The 20,844-nt window shown below is 72.8% G+C and carries 17 protein-coding genes; 10 read left to right on the forward strand and 7 right to left on the reverse strand.

From position 1 onward, the window contains the following. The first annotated feature begins 76 nt into the window (after window positions 1–76). The gene (locus ACIBCJ_RS02025) at window positions 77–1,030 is read left to right on the forward strand and encodes a ribose-phosphate pyrophosphokinase (RefSeq protein ID WP_362092126.1); all 954 of its coding nucleotides are present in this window, start codon (window positions 77–79) and stop codon (window positions 1,028–1,030) included. Here ACIBCJ_RS02025 and ACIBCJ_RS02030 read toward each other — a convergent pair. Together ACIBCJ_RS02030 and ACIBCJ_RS02035 are read right to left on the reverse strand one after the other, a co-directional pair. Further along, the gene (locus ACIBCJ_RS02030; RefSeq protein ID WP_362092129.1) at window positions 996–1,382 is read right to left on the reverse strand and encodes an anti-sigma factor antagonist; all 387 of its coding nucleotides are present in this window, start codon (window positions 1,380–1,382) and stop codon (window positions 996–998) included. The two genes, ACIBCJ_RS02025 and ACIBCJ_RS02030, sit on opposite strands and share 35 nt — an antisense overlap. 211 nt (window positions 1,383–1,593) lie before the next feature. Next, the gene (locus tag ACIBCJ_RS02035) at window positions 1,594–2,535 is read right to left on the reverse strand and encodes an NADP-dependent oxidoreductase (protein ID WP_365978764.1); all 942 of its coding nucleotides are present in this window, start codon (window positions 2,533–2,535) and stop codon (window positions 1,594–1,596) included. Window positions 2,536–2,833: 298 nt separating this feature from the next. Between ACIBCJ_RS02035 and ACIBCJ_RS02040 the strand changes: the two genes are divergently transcribed. After that, entirely contained in the window at window positions 2,834–3,226 is a 393-nt protein-coding gene (locus ACIBCJ_RS02040) for a VOC family protein (protein WP_133884942.1), read from the forward strand. Window positions 3,227–3,303: 77 nt separating this feature from the next. On the opposite strand, the gene ACIBCJ_RS02045 is transcribed toward ACIBCJ_RS02040, so the two are convergent. After that, window positions 3,304–3,606 carry a DUF4235 domain-containing protein gene (locus tag ACIBCJ_RS02045; protein ID WP_362092136.1) on the reverse strand — a complete coding sequence of 101 codons (303 nt, stop codon included), beginning with the start codon at window positions 3,604–3,606 and terminating at the stop codon, window positions 3,304–3,306. A gap of 48 nt (window positions 3,607–3,654) precedes the next feature. Then, a complete protein-coding gene (locus ACIBCJ_RS02050; protein WP_365978763.1) occupies window positions 3,655–4,680 on the reverse strand; it encodes a glutathione S-transferase C-terminal domain-containing protein in 1,026 nt (341 codons plus the stop codon). 176 nt (window positions 4,681–4,856) lie between these two features. Between ACIBCJ_RS02050 and ACIBCJ_RS02055 the strand changes: the two genes are divergently transcribed. Then, a complete protein-coding gene (locus tag ACIBCJ_RS02055; RefSeq protein ID WP_362092142.1) occupies window positions 4,857–5,861 on the forward strand; it encodes a cation diffusion facilitator family transporter in 1,005 nt (334 codons plus the stop codon). 64 nt (window positions 5,862–5,925) lie between these two features. Here the strand turns inward: ACIBCJ_RS02055 and ACIBCJ_RS02060 are convergent, their stop codons facing one another. Further along, window positions 5,926–6,375: a nitroreductase family deazaflavin-dependent oxidoreductase gene (locus ACIBCJ_RS02060; protein WP_362092145.1), complete on the reverse strand. Its 450-nt coding sequence runs from the start codon at window positions 6,373–6,375 to the stop codon at window positions 5,926–5,928. A 377-nt stretch (window positions 6,376–6,752) separates the two neighbouring features. Between ACIBCJ_RS02060 and ACIBCJ_RS02065 the strand changes: the two genes are divergently transcribed. From ACIBCJ_RS02065 to ACIBCJ_RS02080, 4 genes are all read left to right on the forward strand, one after another. Continuing rightward, entirely contained in the window at window positions 6,753–7,991 is a 1,239-nt protein-coding gene (locus tag ACIBCJ_RS02065) for a cytochrome P450 (protein ID WP_365978762.1), read from the forward strand. Window positions 7,992–8,003: 12 nt separating this feature from the next. After that, window positions 8,004–8,204, forward strand: coding sequence for a ferredoxin (locus ACIBCJ_RS02070; protein ID WP_365978761.1), 201 nt, complete (start codon window positions 8,004–8,006; stop codon window positions 8,202–8,204). A gap of 52 nt (window positions 8,205–8,256) precedes the next feature. Next, window positions 8,257–8,808, forward strand: coding sequence for a flavoprotein (locus ACIBCJ_RS02075; RefSeq protein WP_365978760.1), 552 nt, complete (start codon window positions 8,257–8,259; stop codon window positions 8,806–8,808). A gap of 78 nt (window positions 8,809–8,886) precedes the next feature. After that, the gene (locus ACIBCJ_RS02080; RefSeq protein ID WP_362503673.1) at window positions 8,887–9,855 is read left to right on the forward strand and encodes an aldo/keto reductase; all 969 of its coding nucleotides are present in this window, start codon (window positions 8,887–8,889) and stop codon (window positions 9,853–9,855) included. Between the two features lie 39 nt (window positions 9,856–9,894). Here ACIBCJ_RS02080 and ACIBCJ_RS02085 read toward each other — a convergent pair whose 3' ends face one another. Together ACIBCJ_RS02085 and ACIBCJ_RS02090 are read right to left on the reverse strand one after the other, a co-directional pair. After that, window positions 9,895–10,557 (reverse strand): DUF4232 domain-containing protein, encoded by a 663-nt coding sequence (locus tag ACIBCJ_RS02085; RefSeq protein WP_365978759.1) that lies wholly within the window; start codon window positions 10,555–10,557, stop codon window positions 9,895–9,897. A gap of 136 nt (window positions 10,558–10,693) precedes the next feature. Next, window positions 10,694–13,075, reverse strand: a complete 2,382-nt coding sequence (locus ACIBCJ_RS02090) for a SpoIIE family protein phosphatase (protein ID WP_365978758.1) — start codon at window positions 13,073–13,075, stop codon at window positions 10,694–10,696. 287 nt (window positions 13,076–13,362) lie between these two features. Here ACIBCJ_RS02090 and ACIBCJ_RS02095 point away from each other — a divergent pair, with 287 nt between their 5' ends. The 3 genes from ACIBCJ_RS02095 (at window position 13,363) to ACIBCJ_RS02105 (ending at window position 20,804) form a co-directional block, all read left to right on the forward strand. Then, on the forward strand, window positions 13,363–16,449 hold the full coding sequence (locus tag ACIBCJ_RS02095) for a glycoside hydrolase family 2 TIM barrel-domain containing protein (RefSeq protein ID WP_365978757.1): 3,087 nt from the start codon (window positions 13,363–13,365) through the stop codon (window positions 16,447–16,449). Between the two features lie 154 nt (window positions 16,450–16,603). After that, window positions 16,604–18,847 (forward strand): cellulase, encoded by a 2,244-nt coding sequence (locus tag ACIBCJ_RS02100; RefSeq protein WP_365978756.1) that lies wholly within the window; start codon window positions 16,604–16,606, stop codon window positions 18,845–18,847. A gap of 355 nt (window positions 18,848–19,202) precedes the next feature. Next, complete coding sequence (locus ACIBCJ_RS02105; protein WP_365978755.1) at window positions 19,203–20,804, forward strand: RICIN domain-containing protein; 1,602 nt, start codon at window positions 19,203–19,205, stop codon at window positions 20,802–20,804. Window positions 20,805–20,844 lie beyond the last annotated feature (40 nt).

Genomic DNA, 20,844 nt, shown 5'->3' on the forward strand with positions numbered 1-20,844 from the left:
GGGCCCCGGGAGCGGCGCAACGGGATTTCCGTAAGCTGAGGGTCCCGGCCGGACAGGATCACCCGAGGAGCGGTCCGTGCGAGACATCGCCGTGTTCAGCGGTAGTGCCCACCCCGGGCTGGCCGAGGAGGTCTGCGCCCAGCTGGGCGTGCCGCTCAGCCCCACCCGGGTCAGCCGGTTCGCCAACGACTGCCTGGAAGTGCAGTTGATGGCCAACTGCCGCGAGCGGGACGTGTTCCTCGTCCAGCCGCTGGTCGAGCCGGTGCAGGAACACCTCGTCGAGCTGCTGCTGATGTGCGACGCGGCCCGCGGTGCGTCGGCCGGCCGCATCACCGTGGTCATGCCGCACTACTCCTACGCCCGCTCCGACAAGAAGGACGCCCCGCGCATCTCGCTGGGCGGCCGCCTGGTGGCCGACCTGCTGGTGGCCGCGGGCGCGAGCCGGGTCCTCGCCATGACCCTGCACTCGCCCCAGGTGCACGGCTTCTTCTCGGTCCCGGTCGACCACCTGCACGCGCTGCGGGAACTGGCCGCGCACTTCCGGCAGTACGACCTCTCCCGCGCGACCGTCGTCTCACCGGACCTGGGCAACGCCAAGGAGGCCGCCGCGTTCGCCCGGATGCTCGGCGCCCAGGTGGCGGCGGGGGCCAAACAGCGGTACGCGGACGACCGGGTCAGCATCAGCGCGGTGATCGGGGAGATCGCGGGACGGGACGTGATCGTGCTGGACGACGAGATCGCCAAGGGCAGCACGGTGCTGGAACTGCTCGACCGGCTGCGGGAGTCGGGCCCGCGCAGCATCCGCCTCGCCTGCACGCACGGACTGTTCGCGGCCGGTGCGCTCGGGCGGCTCAGCGAGCAGCCGGACGTGCTGGAGATCGTGTGCACCAACACCGTCCCGGTGCCGGTGGACCACCACACGGACAAGCTGCGGATCCTGTCGATCGCCCCGGCGCTCGCCGAGGCCGTGCGCCGCATCCACAACGGCGAGTCGGTCAGCGCCCTGTTCGAGGCCCGGCCGAAGGGCTGACGTCGAGGGCCTCGTCCAGGGTCGGCCGGGGCGGCAGCAGCCGTGCCAGGCCGGTGATCCGCAGCATGCGCAGGGTCAGCGGGTGGGCGCACACCAGGTGCACCTGCCCGCCCTGGTCCAGCACCTGGCTGCGGGCCCGGTACAGCAGGCGCAGCCCGGAGCAGTCGAAGAACTCGATACCGCCGAGGTCCAGCACGATCCGGGCGCCGGGGCGCGCCGTCTCCCGGTCCAGGTGCGGGACGATCTCCGCCGCCGAGGCGATGTCGATCTCGCCCCGGAACTCAAGGACCGTGTGCCCCCGGTGGTGGCGCACCCGCAGGTGCCGGGTGGGCGACCCGGATTTCTGCCGCACGAACCTTGCCTCCAGCCTGTCGCGGGCCCTTCCGGCCTGCTTCCGGGGACTCAACTACCCAGCCCGCCCGGAAAGTTACCCCGATCGAGCGAGTTTGAGCATGTTCGATTGACATATGTCATCGAAGTCTCGCCGCCCCGTGTACGAGGCCGCCCGGGCGACGAGCGGAGCCCCGGATGAGCCCGTCGGGAGGGAGCGACCGAGCCCCGGGTCAGTCGACCACGAGGACGAGCTTGCCCGTCGTCCGGCCGGTCTCGCCCTGTGCGTGCGCCCGCGCCGCCTCCGCCAGCGGGAACGTCTGCGCGACCGTGGCGCGCAGCTGTCCCGACTCGACCAGACGGGCGATCTCCTCCATGCCGGCCCGGTCGGCGTCCACCAGCATCCGCACCGCCCGGACACCCAGCCGGTCGGCCCCCTCGAAGAACTCGTCCGACCCGACCGGCAGGATCGACACCACGACGCCGCCCGGCCGCAGCACACGCAGTGACCGCAGGGACGTGTCCCCGCCGATGGTGTCCAGGACGACGTCGACGTCCTTCACAACCTGGGCGAAGTCCGTCTCCCGGTAGTCCACGGTCTCGTCCGCTCCCAGGGAGCGCAGGAACTCGTGCTTGCCCGCACTGGCCGTGCCGATCACGTACGCCCCCCGGGCCTTGGCGATCTGCACCGCCACATGGCCCACCCCGCCGGCCGCCGCGTGGACGAGCACCCGCTGCCCCGGTCGCAGCTCCGCACGCTCCACCAGGGCCTGCCACGCCGTCAGCGAGACCAGCGGCAGGGCGCCCGCCTGGACGTGGTCGATGCCGGCCGGCTTGTGGGCGAAGGTGCGCGCCGGGGCGGTGACGTACTCCGCGTGGGAACCGTGGCCGAAGGGGTAGGACAGCATGCCGAAGACCTCGTCGCCCGGCCGGAACGCGGCGACGCCGACCCCCACCGCCTCCACCGTGCCGGACGCGTCCCAGCCCAGTACGAAGGGCGGCTCGCCGAGGAAGCCGCCGGCCGCCCGGTGCTTCCAGTCCGTCGGGTTCACCCCGGCGGCGCGCACCCGCACCAGGACCTCGTTCGGGCGCGGCTCGGGGCGGGCCGGCCGTACCTCCTTGAGGACCTCGGGACCGCCGAGGACGTCCTGGCTGATGGCGCGCATGGTGTTCATCGGGACCTCGCACTTCGGGGAGGGGACGGGCGACAGGGACTGCAACCCCCGAGGTGATCGTGCCATTCCCGGCGCCCCACGGCACCGCGGGACGACACGATCGAGCCGGGCCGGTCGTCACGCCGTGCCGGTCGCTGCCGGGACGACCGGCCCGGATCCGCCAGGGCTGCGACGGCGAACGCGAACCGGCGCGTGACGGCCTCCTGTTGACCGTCGACTGATTCGGCCGGGCGGGGATATCCGCAAGGTACAGGGCACGGGGCACGGCGCTCCGGACCCGGAATCCTTCGGAGGAGACATGGCACTGGTCAACGCGGGCGTCGTGGTGCTCGACTGCGCCGAACCCGAGCGGCTCGCCGAGTTCTACAAGGGGCTGCTGGGCGCGGAGGAGAGCGACGCGAGCGCCAACCGGATCGAGATCGAGGGCCCCCGCGGCTTCCGGATGGCCTTCCGGCGGGACGTGAACGCCACCCCGCCGAGCTGGCCGCGCCCGGAGAACTCGCTCCAGGTCCACCTGGACTTCGTGGTGTCGGACCTGGACGAGACCGAGCGCGCGATCGTGGGGCTGGGCGGGCGCCCGGTGGAGGCGAAGGACCCGGCGGGTCCGCACGAGGAGCGCGGCTACTCGGACCCGGCCGGCCACTCCTTCACCCTGCGGACGCTCGCCCCGACGGCACCCAAACAGGGCTAGGGGGTGCCGTCCGGATCAGCCGGCCGCGGGCCTCGGTGCCCGGTGACCCGGCGATCCGAACGGCACTCCCCGGGGAGTCAGTCCCGGCCGCCCTTGTCACCGACCGGCCAGACGCCGGTGGAGCGCTCGATGGCCTTGGCGCCCGTGCGGTCCACGGCGCTGCGCACCGCGGCGAAGATGGCGCCCTGGATGGCCGCGGCCAGGAGGATCTCGCCCCAGCCGCGGTCCGGGTCCAGGGCGTCGGGCGCGTCGTCCTCGTGCCGGAGCACCTTCCAGGTCTTCTGGAAGGCCATCCCCGCCACCGTGCCGCCGAGCCAGCCGAGCGCGAACCCGACGGGCTTGTAGGCGAGGGGGAGCTTCTTCTTCTTCGTCTTCGCCATGGGTATCTCCTTGCCTCGTATCAGCTGAATGGTCGTACGCGAACCGGGTCAGGGCCTGCCCCGCACCGGTACCTCCTCGTCGGCCCGGACGGGCCCCGGCGGGGTGCCGTCGCCGAACGGGCGCCCGCCCAGCTCCTGACGGTGATGGGGGGTCAGCCAGCCGGCCAGGTCCGGGCCCAGGGGCACGATGCCGGTCGGGTTGATGCCGGTGTGCACCTGGTAGTAGTGGCGTTTGATGTGGTCGAAGTCGACCGTGTCCCCGAATCCGGGCGTCTGGAACAGATCGCGGACGTACCCCCACAGCACCGGGTTCTCGGTCAGCTTCCAGCGGTTGCACTTGAAGTGGCCGTGGTAGACCGCGTCGAAGCGCACCAGCGTCGTGAACAGCCGGATGTCCGCCTCCGTGATCGAGTCACCGACCAGGTAGCGCTGCCGTTCCAGCCGGGGCGTCAGCTGCTCCAGCCGCCGGAACACCCCGGCGCACGCGGCCTCGTACTCCTCCTGCCCGGTGGCGAATCCCGCCCGGTACACACCGTTGTTGACGTCCTCGTAGACCCCGGCCATCACCTCGTCGATCTCGTCGCGCAGCGCCTGCGGATACAGGTCGGGCGCGCCCGGCCGGTGCAGAGCGGTCCACTCGGTGGCCAGGTCGAGCGTGATCTGCTGGTAGTCGTTGGTGACGAGGGCCCCGCTCGGCACGTCCACGACGGCCGGCACACTCACCCCGCCCGGGTAGCCGGTCTCCCGCCGGTCGTAGGCCTCGCTGAGGTAGCGGATGCCGAGGACGGGGTCCCGGCCGTCCGGGTCCAGCGTGAACCGCCAGCTGCGGTCGTCCTGGACCGGATCGGCGACCGCCAGGGACAGGGCGTCCTCCAGGCCGAGCAGCCGCCGGGAGACCAGGGCCCGGCTCGCCCACGGGCAGGCGCGGCTCACCACCAGCCGGTAGCGGCCGGCCTCCACCGGCCAGCCGTCCCGGCCGTCCGCGGTGATCCGGTCCGCGAAGTGGCTCCGGGACCGCTTGAACGCCTTCCTTCCGTAGCCGCTGTTGCCGGGCGTCCCGTCGTCACCGCTCATGGCCCTGCCTGCCTTTCCGCGTTCGAGTCGTCCGAGTGGCTGTGTGTCCGGATCCGTGGATGCGTATGCCCGCGCACCGGTGCCTTGTAGAGGCGTTCCCCGTTTTCGCCCGTCGGCACTGGTGGCCGTCCGCCAGGCGGGTGTGAGCCGCCCCGGCAGGGGGCAGTCGGGGCTTCGTGACTGGGACAGACGGAGAAGAGAAGTCCGGCCGGAAGGCCGACCGCAAGACACGCGTGACCGTACTCGTGGCCCTGGCGGCCAACCTGGTGATCGCCGTCGCCAAGGCGATCGGCGGGTTCGTCGCGGGATCGCCCGCACTGCTGTCGGAGGCGGCCCACTCGGTGGCGGACAGCCTGAACGAGATCTTCCTGCTCGCCGCGCTGCGCCGAAGCCGCCGCCCCGCCGACCGGAAGCATCCCTTCGGCTACGGCAAGGAACGATTCTTCTGGTCGCTCCTCGCGGCCGTCGGCATCTTCGTCATGGGTGGCTGCTTCTCCTTCTTCCAGGGCATCGAAGCCCTGCGCAACGGAGCGGAGGAGAGCCTCAGCGGCTACGTGGCCGGACTCGTCGTGCTCGGCATCGCCTTCCTGGCCGAGGGCGCGTCCCTGCTGCGGGCCCTGCACCAGGTACGGGGGCAGGGCGGGCTCGCCGACGGGCTGCGCGACCCGGCGCTGCGCACGGTCGTCGCCGAGGACGGCACCGCGGTGCTCGGCGTCAGTTTCGCCATGGCCGGCATGGCGCTCCACATGGTCACCGGGCAGGTGGTGTGGGAGGCCTGCGCCTCGCTCGCGATCGGCGGCCTGCTCGTCTACGTGGCCTATCGACTGGGCCGCGAGGCCCGCGACCAGCTGATCGGCGAGGCGGCCGACGCCGAGGCCAGCGGCCGGATCCGGGCGCTGCTGCGGGCCCAGCCGGAGATCGACAGCGTCGAGGCGCTGTTCACGATGAAGACCGGACTCGACTCCACCCTGGTGGCCGCCCGCGTCGACCTGGTGCCGGGCCTGGACAGCGAACGGGTGGAGGAGGTCTCCGTGCGCATCAAGCGGTCGATCACGCGCACCGTCCCCGAGGCGGGGCAGGTCTTCCTCGACGTCACGGACCGGAGCGCACGCGAGGCGGCCGACTGCCCGGCGGCGGCAGCGGAAAGCCCCGCCGCGACGGGGGAACGCGGCGGGGCCTGACCGGCGTCTGCCCGGCAGACGCCGGTTCATTCACGGTGATCCGGGAAACCTCCGCCCACCCGGCTCAGTGCGCGCCGGACGGCTCCAGGACGAAGACCGGGATCTCCCGGTCGGTCTTCTCCTGGTAGTCGGCGTACGGCGGGAACGCCGCGACCGCGCGCTCCCACCACTCGGCCTTCTCCGCCCCGGTGACCTCACGGGCCGTCATGTCCCGCTTCACCGGGCCGTCCTGGAGCTCCACCCGGGGGTCGGCGATCACGTTGAAGTACCAGACCGGGTGCTTGGGGGCCCCGCCCAGGGAGGCGACCGCCGCGTAGCGGCCCTCGTGCTCCACGCGCATCAGCGGTGTCTTGCGCACCTTGCCGCTGCGCGCTCCCCGCGTGGTCAGCACGATCACGGGCAGGCCGGTGTCCCGCAGGGTCGTCCCCTCGGTGCCGCCCGAACTCTCGTACCGCTCGACCTGTTCGCGCACCCACTGCGTGGGGCTGGGCTCGTACTCGCCGTCAAGAGGCATGTGTGTCCGTCCGTGTCGTCGTCGCCGGGGCGGGCCGAGGCGGTGGGCACCGACGCCGGCCCGCAACCATCCTTACCGCATCCCGCCTCGCGTACCCCACGGCGGCGCGGACATCCGGACGGAGCAACTCCGGCCGCCGGCGCGCCACCCCCACCCGCTCGGCCAGTCACGGGGGGCGGCCAGGGCAGCCGGAGGGCCGGTTCGCGCCACTCGCGCCGCGGCCCCGGCAGGCCCGGGCGGGCCGGGCCGTCACGGACCGGTGATCCCCGGCCAGTCTGCCCACGCCACCGATCTGGCCGAACTTGCCGTCCCCCTGTAGATGCCCGAGGCATCTAATGAAGATCGGTACGACGCACTCTTCGTCTGCGAGGTCTTCCATGACGGACACCGACACGACGACCGGCACCACCGGGGCGACGGGCGAGGACACGGCGGACCCCGTCGCCTTCCCGCAGGACCGGACCTGCCCCTACCAACCGCCCGCGGCCTACGACCCGCTGCGCGCCGCCCGGCCGCTGGCCCGGGTCACGCTCTACGACGGACGTCGGGCCTGGCTGGTGACCGGCCACGCCGCCGCACGCCGGCTGCTGGCCGACCCACGCCTGTCGAGCGACCGCACCCGCGACGGCTTCCCCGCCACCTCCGCGCGGCTGGCCGCGGTCCGCGGACGCAGGACCGCCCTGCTGGGAGTCGACGACCCCGAGCACCGCACCCAGCGCAAGATGGTGCTGCCGGAGTTCACCCTCAAACGCGCCGCGGCACTGCGCCCGGGCATCCAGCGGATCGTCGACGAACGGATCGACGCGATGACCGCGCAGGGCCCGCCCGCGGAACTGGTCACCGACTTCGCCCTGCCCGTGCCCTCGACGGTGATCTGCGCGCTGCTCGGAGTGCCCTACGCCGACCACGACTTCTTCGAGGAGCAGTCCCGCCGCCTGCTGCGCGGCCCCCTGCCCGCCGACACCCAGGACGCTCGCGAGCGACTGGAGGCGTACCTGGGGGAGTTGATCGACCGCAAACGGGCCGCACCCGGCGAGGGCCTCCTGGACGACCTGGTCCGGCGGCAGCTGAACGAGGGCACGGCCGACCGCGGGCAGCTGATCGCGTTCGCGGTGATCCTGCTGGTCGCGGGACACGAGACGACCGCCAACATGATCTCGCTGGGCACCTACACCCTCCTGACCAACCCCGGGCGGCTGGCCGAACTGCGGGCGGATCCCGCCCTGCTGCCCGGCGCCGTCGAGGAGCTGATGCGCGTCCTGTCGATCGCGGACGGACTGCTGCGGATGGCCACCGACGACATCGAGGTGGACGGGCAGACCATCCGGGCCGGCGACGGGGTCGTCTTCTCGACCTCCGTCATCAACCGCGACGCGTCCGTCTACCCCGAACCGGACGCCCTCGACTGGCACCGTCCCGCCCGCCACCACGTCGCCTTCGGCTTCGGCATCCACCAGTGCCTGGGTCAGAACCTGGCCCGTGCCGAGATGGAGATCGCCCTGCGCACCCTCTTCGAACGGCTGCCCACGCTGCGCCTGGCCGCTCCGGCGGACGAGATCCCCTTCAAACCCGGCGACACCGTCCAGGGGATGCTGGAACTCCCCGTGACCTGGTAGGAGGGTACGGACATGCGTATCGGCATCGACAAGGACACCTGCGTCGGCGCGGGCCAGTGCGCCCTCACCGCTCCCGACGTCTTCACCCAGGACGACGACGGTTACAGCACTCTGCTTCCCGGCCGCCAGGACGGCGGCGGCAGCGCGCTGGTGCGGGAGGCGGCCCGTGCGTGCCCGGTGGGCGCGATCACCGTCTCGGAACGGGTGGGCTGACCCCGGCGTCCGTGCCCGTCCCCGGCGGACGCCCGCCCAGTAGGGTTCCGGGGTGAGCGAACAGGCTGGAAGTGACGCGGCCGCGAGGCCCTTCCTCTACGTCGTCGTCTGCGCCGCGGGCGTCGCCGAAGGTGTCGGTGGGCTGATCGACGCCGCGCGGGGACGCGGGTGGGAGGTGGGGGTCATGGCGACCCCGGTCGCCATGAACGGCTTCTTCGACACGGCGGCCGTCGAGGAGCGGACCGGCCGGCCGATCCGCTCCGCCTGGCGCACGCCGGGTGATCCGCGGCCCTTCCCGCCGCCCGACGCCGTCGTGGTCGCGCCCGCCACCTTCAACACGATCAACAAGTGGGCCGCGGGCCTGGCCGACACCCTCGCCGTGGCCACCCTGTGCGAGGCGAGCGGTCTGGGCGTCCCCGTCGCCGTCCTGCCCTGCGTTTCCGACGCGCTGGCCTCGCACCCCGCGTACCGGGAGAGCCTGGCCCGGCTGCGCGGGATGGGCGTGCGCTTCGGCGACCCGTACACCGGGGACACGGAGCAGGACGGCGGCCGACCCGGGTTCGGCTGGGAACGCGCCCTGGACCTGCTCGACGAGCGGCGCTGATCCGGACGGAGTTCGAGCCCGCACGAAGACGTACGCTCGCCCTGTCACCGATGACCGGCGAAGACAGGAGCAGCAACGATGCAGTACGTGAAGCTCGGTGCGACGGGTCTGGACGTGTCGCGGATCTGCCTGGGCTGCATGACCTACGGCGTTCCCGGCCGCGGCACGCACGAGTGGACCCTCGACGAGGAGGCGTCGCGTCCGCTGATCCGGCAGGCGCTGGAGGCCGGCATCACCTTCTTCGACACGGCCAACGTCTACTCCGACGGCACCAGCGAGGAGATCGTCGGCAAGGCGCTCGGTGACTTCGCCCGCCGGGACGACGTCGTGCTCGCGACCAAGGTGAACGGGCGGATGCGGCCCGGGCCGAACGGCGCCGGACTGTCCCGCAAGGCGATCATGACCGAGATCGAGCACAGCCTGCGCCGCCTGGGCACCGACTACGTCGACCTCTACCAGATCCACCGCTTCGACCCGCACACCCCGGTCGAGGAGACGATGGAGGCGCTGCACGACCTGGTCAGGGCGGGCAAGGTCCGCTACATCGGGGCCAGTTCGATGTACGCCTGGCAGTTCTCCAAGATGCAGTACACCGCCGAGCGGCACGGCTGGACGAAGTTCGTGTCCATGCAGAACCACTACAACCTCGTCTACCGCGAGGAGGAGCGCGAGATGCTGCCTCTCTGCGCGGACCAGGGCGTCGGCGTGCTGCCCTGGAGCCCGCTCGCCCGCGGTCGCCTCACCCGGGACTGGGACACCGCCACCGAGCGCAGCGCCACCGACGACTTCGGCAGCACCCTCTACCGGGAGGGCGACCGCGCGGTGGTCGAGGCGGTCACCCGCATCGCCGGCGAACGCGGCGTTCCGCGCGCCCAGGTGGCCCTGGCCTGGCTGCTGCACCAGGACACGGTGACGGCGCCCATCGTCGGCGCCTCGAAGCCGGGCCACCTCGAGGACGCGGTGGCGGCGGTCGAACTCACACTCTCCGACGAGGAGATCGAGGAGCTGGAGCGTTCCTACGCACCGCACCCGATCGCCGGTCACTGATCACGGGGCCGGAGTCCCGGACCCCCGGGGTACGGCACCTCAGGGGCCGGTGCCCGGTTCCAGGGCGGTGACGGACACCGAGGACGCGTTGCCGCCGACCGGGACCTCGCCGGCCGTCCACGTCACCTTCAGCGGCTCCTTCTCGTCCGGCGGCGTGACGAGCAGTGCCGCCGGAGCGGCCGTGCGGGCGCCGCTGATCTGAGGGCTGGAGAACGACAGTCCGGCCCACGCGCTCCTGCCCGCCGTCAGCGTCACCGTCTCGGGCGAGCCGGACACGCGCTCGGGATCCGGGCCGAGCTGCTTGCCGGACGCGTCCACGAAGGCGGCACCCGGATAGCCGTACACCGTGCAGGTGCGGTCCGAGGTGTTGGTCAGCACGACGGGGAAGTTGCGCTGACCGGCCCCCGGGTCCACGCGGCCGACGGCGGCCCGCAGTTCGGAGGTGCGGCAGCGGCCGTCGGTGCGCGCCGAGGCGGAGGCCGAGCCCGCGGTGTCGCTGGGCGAGGCGCCGACCGTGGGGGAGGTGGCCCCGGGTGTCGCCGGGCCGGCGGTCGGCTCCGCGCTGCCGCGAGCGGTCGCGGCGGACTCGGGGCTGCCGCTCGACGTGGCGCTCTCGCTGCCGCAGGCGGTCAGCAGACCGAGCACGGCGACCCCGCTCACGAGCAGGGCCGTACGGCGCAGTGGCTGGGGCGTGTTCGCCATCGCTTCTTCACCCTCCCGTCGGGCTCGTGCGCACGGTCCGGCGACGACCGGCCGCCCCGCGCGACTCCTACTGCCGAGTGTCCCGCCGCGCGGCCCGGGAAACGAGGGCGCGCGCTCCGCATCGAGTCGCGGGGGCTCACTCCTCGTCGTCGAGCAGCCCCAGCTCCGCCCAGATCGTCTTGCCCTCCGTCGTGTGCCGGCTGCCCCAGCGCTGGGTGAGCTGGGCCACGAGGAGCAGACCGCGCCCGCCCTCGTCCCAGGTCCTGGCCCGGCGCAGGTGCGGCGCGGTGTGACTGGTGTCGGAGACCTCGCAGATCAGGGTGGCCGTGTCGTGGATCAGCCGGAGCCGGATCGGCGGGGAGCCGTAGCGGATGGCGTTGGTGACCAGCTCGCTCACCACCAGCTCGGCGGTGAAGGTCGCCTCCAGCAGGCCCCAGTCGGAGAGTTGCTCCAGTACCTGCTTGCGGACCGGGGCGACCAGCGACGGGTCGGCCGGGATGTCCCAGGTGGCGACCTGGCCGGCGGGCAACCCCCGGGTCCGGGCCAGCAGCAGGGCCACGTCGTCCGCCGCGCTGCCCGCGGGCAGGAGGGTGTGCAGGACGCGGTCGCAGGCGGCGTCCAGGGAAGCGGCGGGGACGGCCAGCGCCTCGCGCAGCAGCGCCTGGCCGACGTCGGTGTCCCGGTCCCGGCTCGCCACAAGACCGTCCGTGTAGAGCGCCAGCACGCTGCCCTCGCGCAGCTGCATCTCGGCCGACTCGAACGGCAGCCCGCCCACCCCCAGCGGCGGCCCCGAGGGCAGCTCGACCTGCTCGGGCGGGCCGTCCGGCGGGATCAGCACCGGGGCCGGGTGCCCGGCCCGGGCCATGGCGCAGTGCCGCGAGACCGGGTCGTAGACCACGTACAGACAGGTCGCGCCCACCTCGCCCGCCCGGTCGTCACCGGACTCCTCGGAGAGCCGGACCACCAGGTCGTCGAGGTGGGTGAGCAACTCCTCCGGCGTCAGGTCGATGTCGGCCAGGGTGCGCACGGCGGTGCGCAGCCGGCCCATGGTGGCCGAGGCCGGGATGCCGTGGCCGACGACGTCCCCGACGACCATGGCGACCCGCATCCCCGACAGCGGGATGACGTCGAACCAGTCGCCGCCGACGCCCGAGCGGGCCGCCGGCAGGTAGCGGGAGGCCGCCTCCACCGCGGCGGTCGGCGGCAGCCACCGGGGCAGCAGGCTGCGCTGGAGAGTCAGTGTCGCCTCTCGCTCGCGCGAGTAGCGGCGGGCGTTGTCGATGCAGACGGCGGCGCGGGCGCTGACCTCCTCGGCCAGCAGCACGTCGTCGTGGGTGAACGGGTCGGGACGCCGGAAGCGGGTGAAGACCGCGACGCCGAGGGTGGTGCCGCGGGCCTGAAGCGGCACCGACATCGTGGAGTGGATGCCGTACTCCTCCATCCGCTTCAGGCGGGCGGGGTCCCACTGCAGCCAGCGTTCGAGGTCGCCGTAGGCAGTCGAAGCCACGATCGCCTGCCCCGAGAGCAGGCACTCGGCCTGGGGCGAGCCGGCCGGGTAGACGTCCAGCCGTCCGGTCTCGGTCACCGCCTGCGGGCAGTCGGCCGTGACCGACCGGTGCGCCGTGCGGCGCAGGCCGACCGGCGGTTCGACCACGGCGGCGGGCTCGCCGCCGTTCTCGCGCGGGTCCAGCAGGTCGACGCTGACGAAGTCGGCGAGCGCGGGCACGCACACGTCCGCCAGCTCCTGTGCCGTACGGGTGACGTCGAGGGTGGTGCCGATGCGCACGCTGGCCTCGTTGACCAGTTGCAGCCGCTCGCGGGCGCGGTGCTGTTCGGTGAAGTCGTGGGCGCTCACGCACACGCCGCACACCCGGCCGTCGGCGTCGGTGAGCGGTGCGATCCGGGCGTTCCAGGCGTGGGCGCGGCTCTCGCCGACGGCCCTGAGCCGGGCCTGCATGTCCTGCCGGCGGCCGGTGGCGAGCACGCGCCTCATCTGCCGTTCCAGCTCCGCGTTCTGCGGCCGGCCGCTGATGTCGGTGGCGCGCAGGCCGCGCACCCGGTCGGCCGGGAGCCCCATCAGCCGTGCCATGGTGTCGTTGACCCCGCGCAGCAGGAGCCGGTCGTCGAAGATCATCATGGCGCAGGGGGACTGCGTGAGCGCCGCCCTGACCAGTGAGTCGTCGTCCGGTTCCGGTCCGGCTTCCAGCGGGGTCACGGCGAGCCACGAGGCCGGAGCGCCGTCCGCCGCGGGCCGGCGGTGCGCGAGCACCCACACGGGCACGGTGTGCCCGTCGCGGTGGCGCAGCGTCAGGATGCCGCTCCACTGCTCGTCGTCGTGTCCCGGCGGCGTGCCCTCGTGGCCGTCCGCGAGGAGGTCGGTGGCGGGACGGCCCACGACCTCGGCGGCAGGGTGGCCCAGCAGCAGGCGGGCGCCCTCGTTCCACTCCCGCACGGTGCCGGAGCCGTCGACGACGGCGCGGGCCGTGGCGGCATCGTCGAACGGGTTGACCGGACTCATCGTCGCCACTCCATTGCGCGCACCCACAGTGATCACCGCGTCACCTTCTCCCCAGCCTAGTGGGTTCGGGGCCCGCGCGGACCCGAACCCACCCGGCCCACGGCGCCCGGCCGTCGCGAGAGTCCGCGGCGGGCCCGTCCGACGCAGGGCAGAAAGTGCTTTCCGTGCCCTTGACGGGCGCATAGGGCTCGACGTCAGAATCTGTTTGTTCGCGATCGCTTGTGAGTGTTTCTGGGTTCTGCTGGGTGCTGTTGATGTCTGCTGAGTTCCTATGAGGGAGATCCGTCGTGTCGGTCACGCGTAGAACGGTTCTGATCGCCTCCGCCGCCGCGCCCGCGGCCGGGACTGCGTTCACCGCCCCGTCGGCGTGGGCCGCGGACGGGGCCGCGGACTCCCCGGGCCGCCGCACGCTCGCCCTGCGCGACGGCTGGCGCTTCCGGCTGGTCGACGCCGACGGCGCGGCCGAGGACACCACGGACGCCGCCGATCCCGCCCACGACGACTCGGCGTGGCGCGAGGTCGCCGTCCCGCACGACTGGAGCATCGAGCAGACGCCCACCACCGAACACGGCACCACCAGCGGAACCGGCTTCCTGCCGGGCGGCCTCGGCTGGTACCGCCTCGCCTTCACGCTGCCGCCCGCGTTCGCCGGGAAGCGGATCTCGGTCGAGTTCGACGGCGTCTACATGGACTCCCGCGTCCACTGCAACGGCCGGGAGGCCGGCCACCACCCGTACGGCTACACCGGGTTCGCCCTCGACCTGACCGGACTGGTGCACACCGACGGCCGCACCGAGAACGTCCTCGCGGTGCAGGTGCGCAACCGGCTGCCCAGCAGCCGCTGGTACTCCGGCAGCGGCATCTACCGCGAGGCCCGCCTCGTCGTCACCGAACCGGTGCACGTACGGCGCTGGGGCACGTACGTCACCACGCCGCGGGTGAGCGCGGGCAGCGCCGCCGTCCGGGTGGAGACGTCGGTGGTGAACGCCTCGGGAGCCGGGCGCGAGGTCGAGATCCGGTCGGCGGTCGAGGACGCGGACGGGTGCACGGTGGCCCGCACCGCCTCCACGGTGGACGTCACCGACGCGGCGACCGAGACCCACGAACTCACCGTCGAGCGCCCGCGGCTCTGGGACTTCGCGAGCCCGCACCGCTACACCCTGCGCACCGAACTGCGCGTCGGCGGCCGGATCGTCGACACGTACCGCACCCCGTTCGGCATCCGCACCTTCCGGGTCGACCCCGACGAGGGCTTCCACCTCAACGGCAGGCACGCCAAGATCAAGGGCGTCGACCTGCACCACGACCTCGGCGCGCTCGGCGCGGCGGTGAGCATCGACGCGATCCGCCGCCAGATGACCCTCATGCGGTCGATGGGCGTCAACGCCTTCCGCACCTCCCACAACCCGCCCTCGCCCGAGATGATCCAGGTCTGCGAGGAGCTGGGCATCATCATGCTGGTGGAGGCCTTCGACTGCTGGCGCACCGGCAAGAACCCCTACGACTACGGCCGGTTCTTCGACGAGTGGTGCGAGCGGGACGCCACGGAGATGGTGCTCGCGGCCCGCAACTCGCCCGCCGTCGTCATGTGGTCCATCGGCAACGAGATCCCCGACTCCACCGCCACCGCCGGACTCGCCATGGCCGACCGCATCATCGACGCCGTCCGCGCCGCCGACGCCACCCGCCCGCTCGTCATCGGCTCCGACAAGTACCGCCGGATGCCCGCCAAGGGCTCGGCCGCCGACCTGATGCTGGCCAAGCTGGACGGACTCGGCCTGAACTACAACACCGCCAAGTCGGTGGACGACCTGCACGCGGCCTACCCGCACCTGTTCCTCTTCGAGTCCGAGTCGTCGTCCGAGACCTCCACGCGCGGCACCTACCAGGAGCCGGAGCACCTCAACACCGGCGAGAACCACACGCCGGGCGGGCGGGCCACCTCCTCCTACGACAACAACCTCGCCTCCTGGACGATGAGCGGCGAGTACGGCCACAAGAAGGACCGGGACCGCAAGTGGTTCGCCGGGCAGTTCCTGTGGTCCGGCATCGACTACATCGGGGAGCCCACGCCGTACGACGTCTTCCCGGTGAAGGCGTCCTTCTTCGGCGCGGTCGACACGGCCGGGTTCCCGAAGGACATGTACCACCTGTTCCGCAGTCAGTGGACCGAGGAGCCGATGGTCCACCTGCTGCCGGCGACCTGGAACCACCGCGAGGGCGACACCGTCGAGGTCTGGGCGTACAGCAACGCGGACACCGTGGAGCTGTACCTGAACGGGAAGTCCCTCGCCACCCGCCGCTTCGACCGGAAGGAGACCGTCGACGGCCGGGCCTACCTGGAGACGACCGAGGCCACCGGCGACGACAAGACCTTCACCGACGGCCCCTACCCCGGCAGTTACACCAGCCCCAACGGGAGTGCGGGCAAGCTGCACCTGACCTGGAAGGTGCCCTTCGAGGCGGGCGAGCTGAAAGCGGTCGCCCGGCGCGGCGGCAGATCGGTCGCCACCGACGTGCTGCGCACCGCCCAGGCGCCGCACGCCCTGCGCCTCACCCCCGACCGCGAGACCGTCGCCGCCGACGGCCGCTCCCTGGTGTTCGTGACCGCCGAGGTGGTCGACCGGCACGGGGTGGTGGTGCCCGGAGCCGAGCACCTGATCTCCTTCGACGTCGCGGGCGGCTCGCTGGCCGGTGTCGACAACGGCCGCCAGGAGAGCGCCGAGCGCTACCAGGCCAGTACCCGCACCGCCTTCCACGGCAAGGCGCTGGCCATCGTGCGGTCCGGCACCCGGACGGGCACGGTCCGGGTGACGGCCCGGGCGGAGGGGCTGCGCACCGGCACGGCGACCGTCCGCGCCCGGCGGGCGGCGGACCGGGCGACCACACCGGCCCCCCGGTTCCGCCCCGAGCACCCGGCGCCCGAGGACCACCCGTCCGCGGACGCGAGCTACTCCGGCCGGCCGGACACCCTGCCCGCCGCAGTGCTGGACGGAGACCCGGCCACCGGCTGGTCCAACGGCTTCCACAAGGACGCCACCGCCCTGCTGCCCGCCTTCGACGGGGCCCGCGCCGGGGACTGGATCTCGGTCGACCACGGACGCACCCGCGCCTACGACCGGATCGAGGTCTCCTTCACCGTGGACGACGGGCACAGCCTGCCCGCGGCCGTCGAGGTGGCCGTCTGGGACGGCCGCACCTGGCGTACGGCGCGGGGGACGCGGACCGACTGGGCCACCGCCTCCGACGCGCCCACCGTCGTCACCTTCGACCGGCAGCGCGGCTCCCGGGTCCGCCTCACGCTGACCAGCCGCCACCCCGGTGAGACGCGGGGAGCGATCCGCGTCAGCCGCCTGGAGGCGCCCGCCGCCTGAGCCCTCGCATCGCGCTCCGGACGGGAACCGGTCGGGAAACCGGTCCCGTCCGGACCGTTGACTGTGTGTCATGTCTGCCACAAGCATGTCCTGCGACCGCATTTGGGAGCGCTCCCATTCCCGGCGAGCGCCACCTCCCCTGAGGAGCCCGGACGTGAAAAGACGCAGAACCGCGCTCGTCTCCCTGACGGCGCTGCTGGCGGCGGCCGTCACCGCGCTGCCCGCCGCACCGGCCGGCGCCGAGGAGACCGAGCAGGTCAGGAACGGCAGCTTCGACAACGGCACCGACTCCTGGTGGACGAGCAGCAACGTCACCGCGGCCGTGACCGACGGCCGGCTGTGCGCCGACGCCCCGGGCGGCACCGCCAACCGCTGGGACGCCGCTCTCGGCCAGAACGACGTCACCCTGGTGGCGGGGGAGTCGTACAAGTTCTCCTTCACCGCCACCGGTACGCCCGCCGACCACGTGGTCCGGGCGATCGTCGGTCTGTCGGTGTCCCCGTACGACACGTACTACGAGATCAGCCCCCAGCTGAGCGTCTCCGGCAACACCTACTCGTACACCTTCACCTCGCCCGTCGACACCACCCAGGGGCAGGTCGGCTTCCAGCTCGGCGGGACGCCCGACGCCTGGCGGTTCTGCGTGGACGACGTGTCGCTGCTGGGCGGTGTGGCACCGGAGCCGTACGTGCCGGACACCGGGCCGCGGGTGCGGGTCAACCAGGTCGCCTACCTGCCGTCCGGACCGAAGAACGCCACGCTCGTCACCGAGGCGGCCTCCCGCCTGCGCTGGCAGCTGAAGAACGACGCCGGACGGGTCGTCGCCGACGGCTGGAGCGTGCCGCGCGGCGTCGACGCCTCCTCCGGGCAGAACGTCCACTCGATCGACTTTGGCCGCTACAGGACACGTGGCGAGGGATACACCCTGGTCGCCGACGGCGAGACCAGCCGCCCCTTCGACATCGGCACCGCCGCCTACGAGCGACTGCGCCTGGACTCCGCGAAGTACTACTACACGCAGCGCAGCGGCATCGCGATCAACGACGAACTCCGCCCCGGCTACGGCCGCCCCGCCGGACACGTCGGCACGGCGCCGAACCAGGGCGACACCGAGGTGCCCTGCCGGCCCGGCGAGTGCGACTACACCCTGGACGTCTCCGGCGGCTGGTACGACGCGGGCGACCACGGCAAGTACGTGGTCAACGGCGGCATCTCCACCTGGGAGCTGCTGAGCACGTACGAGCGCTCGCTGCACGCCCGCACCGGGGAGCCCTCGAAGCTCGGCGACGGATCGCTCCGCATCCCCGAGAGCGGCAACAGGGTGCCGGACATCCTCGACGAGGCCCGCTGGGAGCTGGACTTCCTGCTGAAGATGCAGGTGCCGGACGGACAGCCGCTGGCGGGGATGGCCCACCACAAGATCCACGACGAGCAGTGGACCGGGCTGCCGCTGCTGCCCAGCGACGACCCGCAGAAGCGCGAGCTGCACCCGCCGACCACCGCGGCGACCCTCAACCTGGCGGCGACGGCCGCCCAGGCCGCCCGTCTGTACCGCCCCTACGACCGTGCGTTCGCCGCCGAGGCGCTCGACGCGGCCCGCACCGCCTGGAAGGCGGCGCTCGCCCACCCCGACCTGCTCGCCGACGAGAACGACGGCATAGGCGGCGGCGCCTACCCCGACGCCAAGGTCGCCGACGACTTCTACTGGGCCGCGGCCGAGCTGTACCTGACGACGGGGGAGCGGGACTTCAAGGAGTACGTGCTGAACTCCCCGGTGCACACGGCCGACGTCTTCGGGCCGGTCAGCTTCGACTGGGCGAGCACCGCGGCCCCCGCCCGCCTCGACCTGGCGACCGTCCCCAGCCGCCTCCCCGGCCGGGACAAGGTCCGCCGCTCCGTCGTGGAGGGCGCCGACGGCTACCTGGCCACGCTGAAGGCACACCCGTACGGCATGCCCTACGCCCCCGCCGGCAACGTCTACGACTGGGGCTCCAGCCACCAGGTCCTGAACAACGCCGTCGTCCTCGCCACCGCCTACGACATCACCGGCGGTTCCACGTACCGCGACGGCGCCGTCCAGAGCATGGACTACATCCTGGGCCGCAACGCGCTGAACATGTCCTACGTCACCGGATACGGCGAGGTCAACGCGCACAACCAGCACAGTCGCTGGTACGCCCACCAGCTCGACCCGAAGCTCCCCGCGCCGCCCGACGGCACCCTGTCCGGCGGTCCGAACTCGAACATCCAGGACCCCTACGCGCAGAGCAAACTCCAGGGCTGCGTCGGTCAGTTCTGCTTCATCGACGACATCCAGTCCTGGTCGACCAACGAGCACACGATCAACTGGAACGCCGCGCTGGCCCGGATGGTCTCGTTCGTGGCGGACCAGGGATGACCGGTTGACCCCGGCGCCCTGATCCCGGCGCCTCGCGCCCGAGGGCCGTGCCGCTTCCGCGGAGAAAGGCGGAATGCCGGTGCGGCCCTCTCGGCATGCCGGGGATTCTGACCATCTTTCAAAGGCGGCCGATGTTGTCCGGTCGCCTTGTTGACCATGAGTGGTTTGTGCGACAGTGAAGCACCCGTGCGGGGGGCAAAGGCCGGGTCTCGCACGCGCTTTGACGGGCCGGGTCAGATTTCGCCATGGCGAATTCACGCCTCCCGTGCCGCGTCCAAGAGGTACACACCAATCCGTGGGTCCTTTTCGGCGCTCGGAACTTCTGAGTCACCTGCGCGTGGGAAGGAACATCTCAGTGCCCACCCCCCACCCCCCTCGGCCCGCCCACCCGCCCACCGGCGGGGGTCCCGGGGAGTCCGACGAGTTGCTGGCCGCGCGACTGCGGGACGGCCCGGAGACGGAGGCCGCCCGGATCGCCGCGCTGCTCATGGCTCGCCACTGGCAGCCTGCGCACGACTACGCGGCCATCTGCCTCGCCACGTCGGCCCAGGTCGCCGCCATGGTCACCGCTGTAGCCTGGCGCCGGGTGCTGGACCGTCTGGCCCAGGGCGAACCCGCCACCGCGCTGCGTCCGCGCCTGCTGGTCGCCGTGCGCGACACGGTCCGCCAGTGGTCCGCCGACGACGCGATATCCGGCATCCTGCCGCAGTTGCTCAAACCGGCCGGCGGCCGCGGTATGCGGGCGGCGAAGTCCCTGACCCCGGAAAACCGCACGCTGGCGGCCCGGGCATTCGCCTCTCTTCCCGGACCGGCCCGTTGTTTGCTGTGGCACACGGAGGTCGAAGGGGAGCCCATAAGCGTCCCGGCGGGTCTGCTCGGCATGGATACCGACACCGCGTCGGCCACTCTCGAACAAGCGCGTGAGAAATTCCGCGAGGGATGTCTGCACGCCCACCGGCAGCTGGCGCCGAGCCAGGAGTGCCGCTTCCACAGCCGGCTGCTCGACGTCCCGATCCGCCGGGGTGGCGCCCTGCTGCCGGACGTGCGCAAGCACCTGGCGGACTGCCGTCACTGCCGGCATGCCGCCGATCAGCTCGGTCAGTTCGAGGGGGAGCTGGGCACGCTGATCGCCGAGTCGGTGCTCGGCTGGGGCGCCCGCCGCTATCTCGACTCCCGCCCGGCGCGCGCGACGCTCGGCACGCTGGCCAAGGGCGCCGCCCGGCATCGCGGCGCGCGCCCCGGGCTGCTGGCCCGGGTCCCGGTGCCCCTGCGCAGGACGCCGGTACGGCCGCGCTCGGGCCGGTCACTGCTCAGGCAGTTCGGCGCCGCGTCGGCCGGCGTGCTGGCCGTCGTGCTCGTGGTGAGCGTCTGGTCCTACGACGGCGGGGGCGCCGACCCGGCCGCCTCCACCAGCGCGGTCGACGGCGAGACGTCCGCGACGAGCCGCCCCCGGCCCCCCGGTACGGCCGGGATGCCCGCATCGGCCGACCCCGTACGGCTGCGCAACATCGCCGCGGACCTGTGCCTGGACGTGCGGGGCGAACCGAGGGCCGGGGCCGCCGCCCGGCTGGCGAAGTGCTCGCAGGCGTGGACCCAGCAGTGGACCCACGAGGAGGACGGGCTCCTGCGCAGCGTCGCCGATCCGGGGCTGTGCCTGGACTCGCGGGCGGACGCCGGCGTGGTCGTTCTCGGTACCTGCGCCGACGAGGGCACCGAGCGGGGCGACGACGTGCGCTACGACCTCACGCGCCAGGGGGAGCTGGTGCCGCGCGGCCAGAAGCTGCTGGCGCTCGCCACCACCACCCGCGCGCCGGACGCCGACGTCGTCGTCAAGGTGCACGACCGCTCCGACGACCAGCGCTGGAGCACCGAACCGGTCCCGGCGGCGGAGGGCTCCCTGTCGATCGCCCGCACCGACGCCCCGGGAGCGCGGGCCGTCGACCTGTCCGGTCACTGAGGGGCCCCGCACCGGGTGGCGCCGTCAGGGACGCGGCGGT

The organism is Streptomyces sp. NPDC051136, from assembly GCF_044455745.1.
GTDB lineage: Bacteria > Actinomycetota > Actinomycetes > Streptomycetales > Streptomycetaceae > Streptomyces.

Coding starts and splice junctions, on each gene's coding strand:
- ACIBCJ_RS02065 (WP_365978762.1), top strand. CDS start 6,753: ATGACGGACACCGACACGACGACCGGCACCACCGGGGCGACGGGCGAG.
- ACIBCJ_RS02080 (WP_362503673.1), top strand. CDS start 8,887: ATGCAGTACGTGAAGCTCGGTGCGACGGGTCTGGACGTGTCGCGGATC.
- ACIBCJ_RS02090 (WP_365978758.1), bottom strand. CDS start 13,075: ATGAGTCCGGTCAACCCGTTCGACGATGCCGCCACGGCCCGCGCCGTC.
- ACIBCJ_RS02070 (WP_365978761.1), top strand. CDS start 8,004: ATGCGTATCGGCATCGACAAGGACACCTGCGTCGGCGCGGGCCAGTGC.
- ACIBCJ_RS02060 (WP_362092145.1), bottom strand. CDS start 6,375: ATGCCTCTTGACGGCGAGTACGAGCCCAGCCCCACGCAGTGGGTGCGC.
- ACIBCJ_RS02050 (WP_365978763.1), bottom strand. CDS start 4,680: ATGAGCGGTGACGACGGGACGCCCGGCAACAGCGGCTACGGAAGGAAG.
- ACIBCJ_RS02045 (WP_362092136.1), bottom strand. CDS start 3,606: ATGGCGAAGACGAAGAAGAAGAAGCTCCCCCTCGCCTACAAGCCCGTC.
- ACIBCJ_RS02040 (WP_133884942.1), top strand. CDS start 2,834: ATGGCACTGGTCAACGCGGGCGTCGTGGTGCTCGACTGCGCCGAACCC.
- ACIBCJ_RS02085 (WP_365978759.1), bottom strand. CDS start 10,557: ATGGCGAACACGCCCCAGCCACTGCGCCGTACGGCCCTGCTCGTGAGC.
- ACIBCJ_RS02035 (WP_365978764.1), bottom strand. CDS start 2,535: ATGAACACCATGCGCGCCATCAGCCAGGACGTCCTCGGCGGTCCCGAG.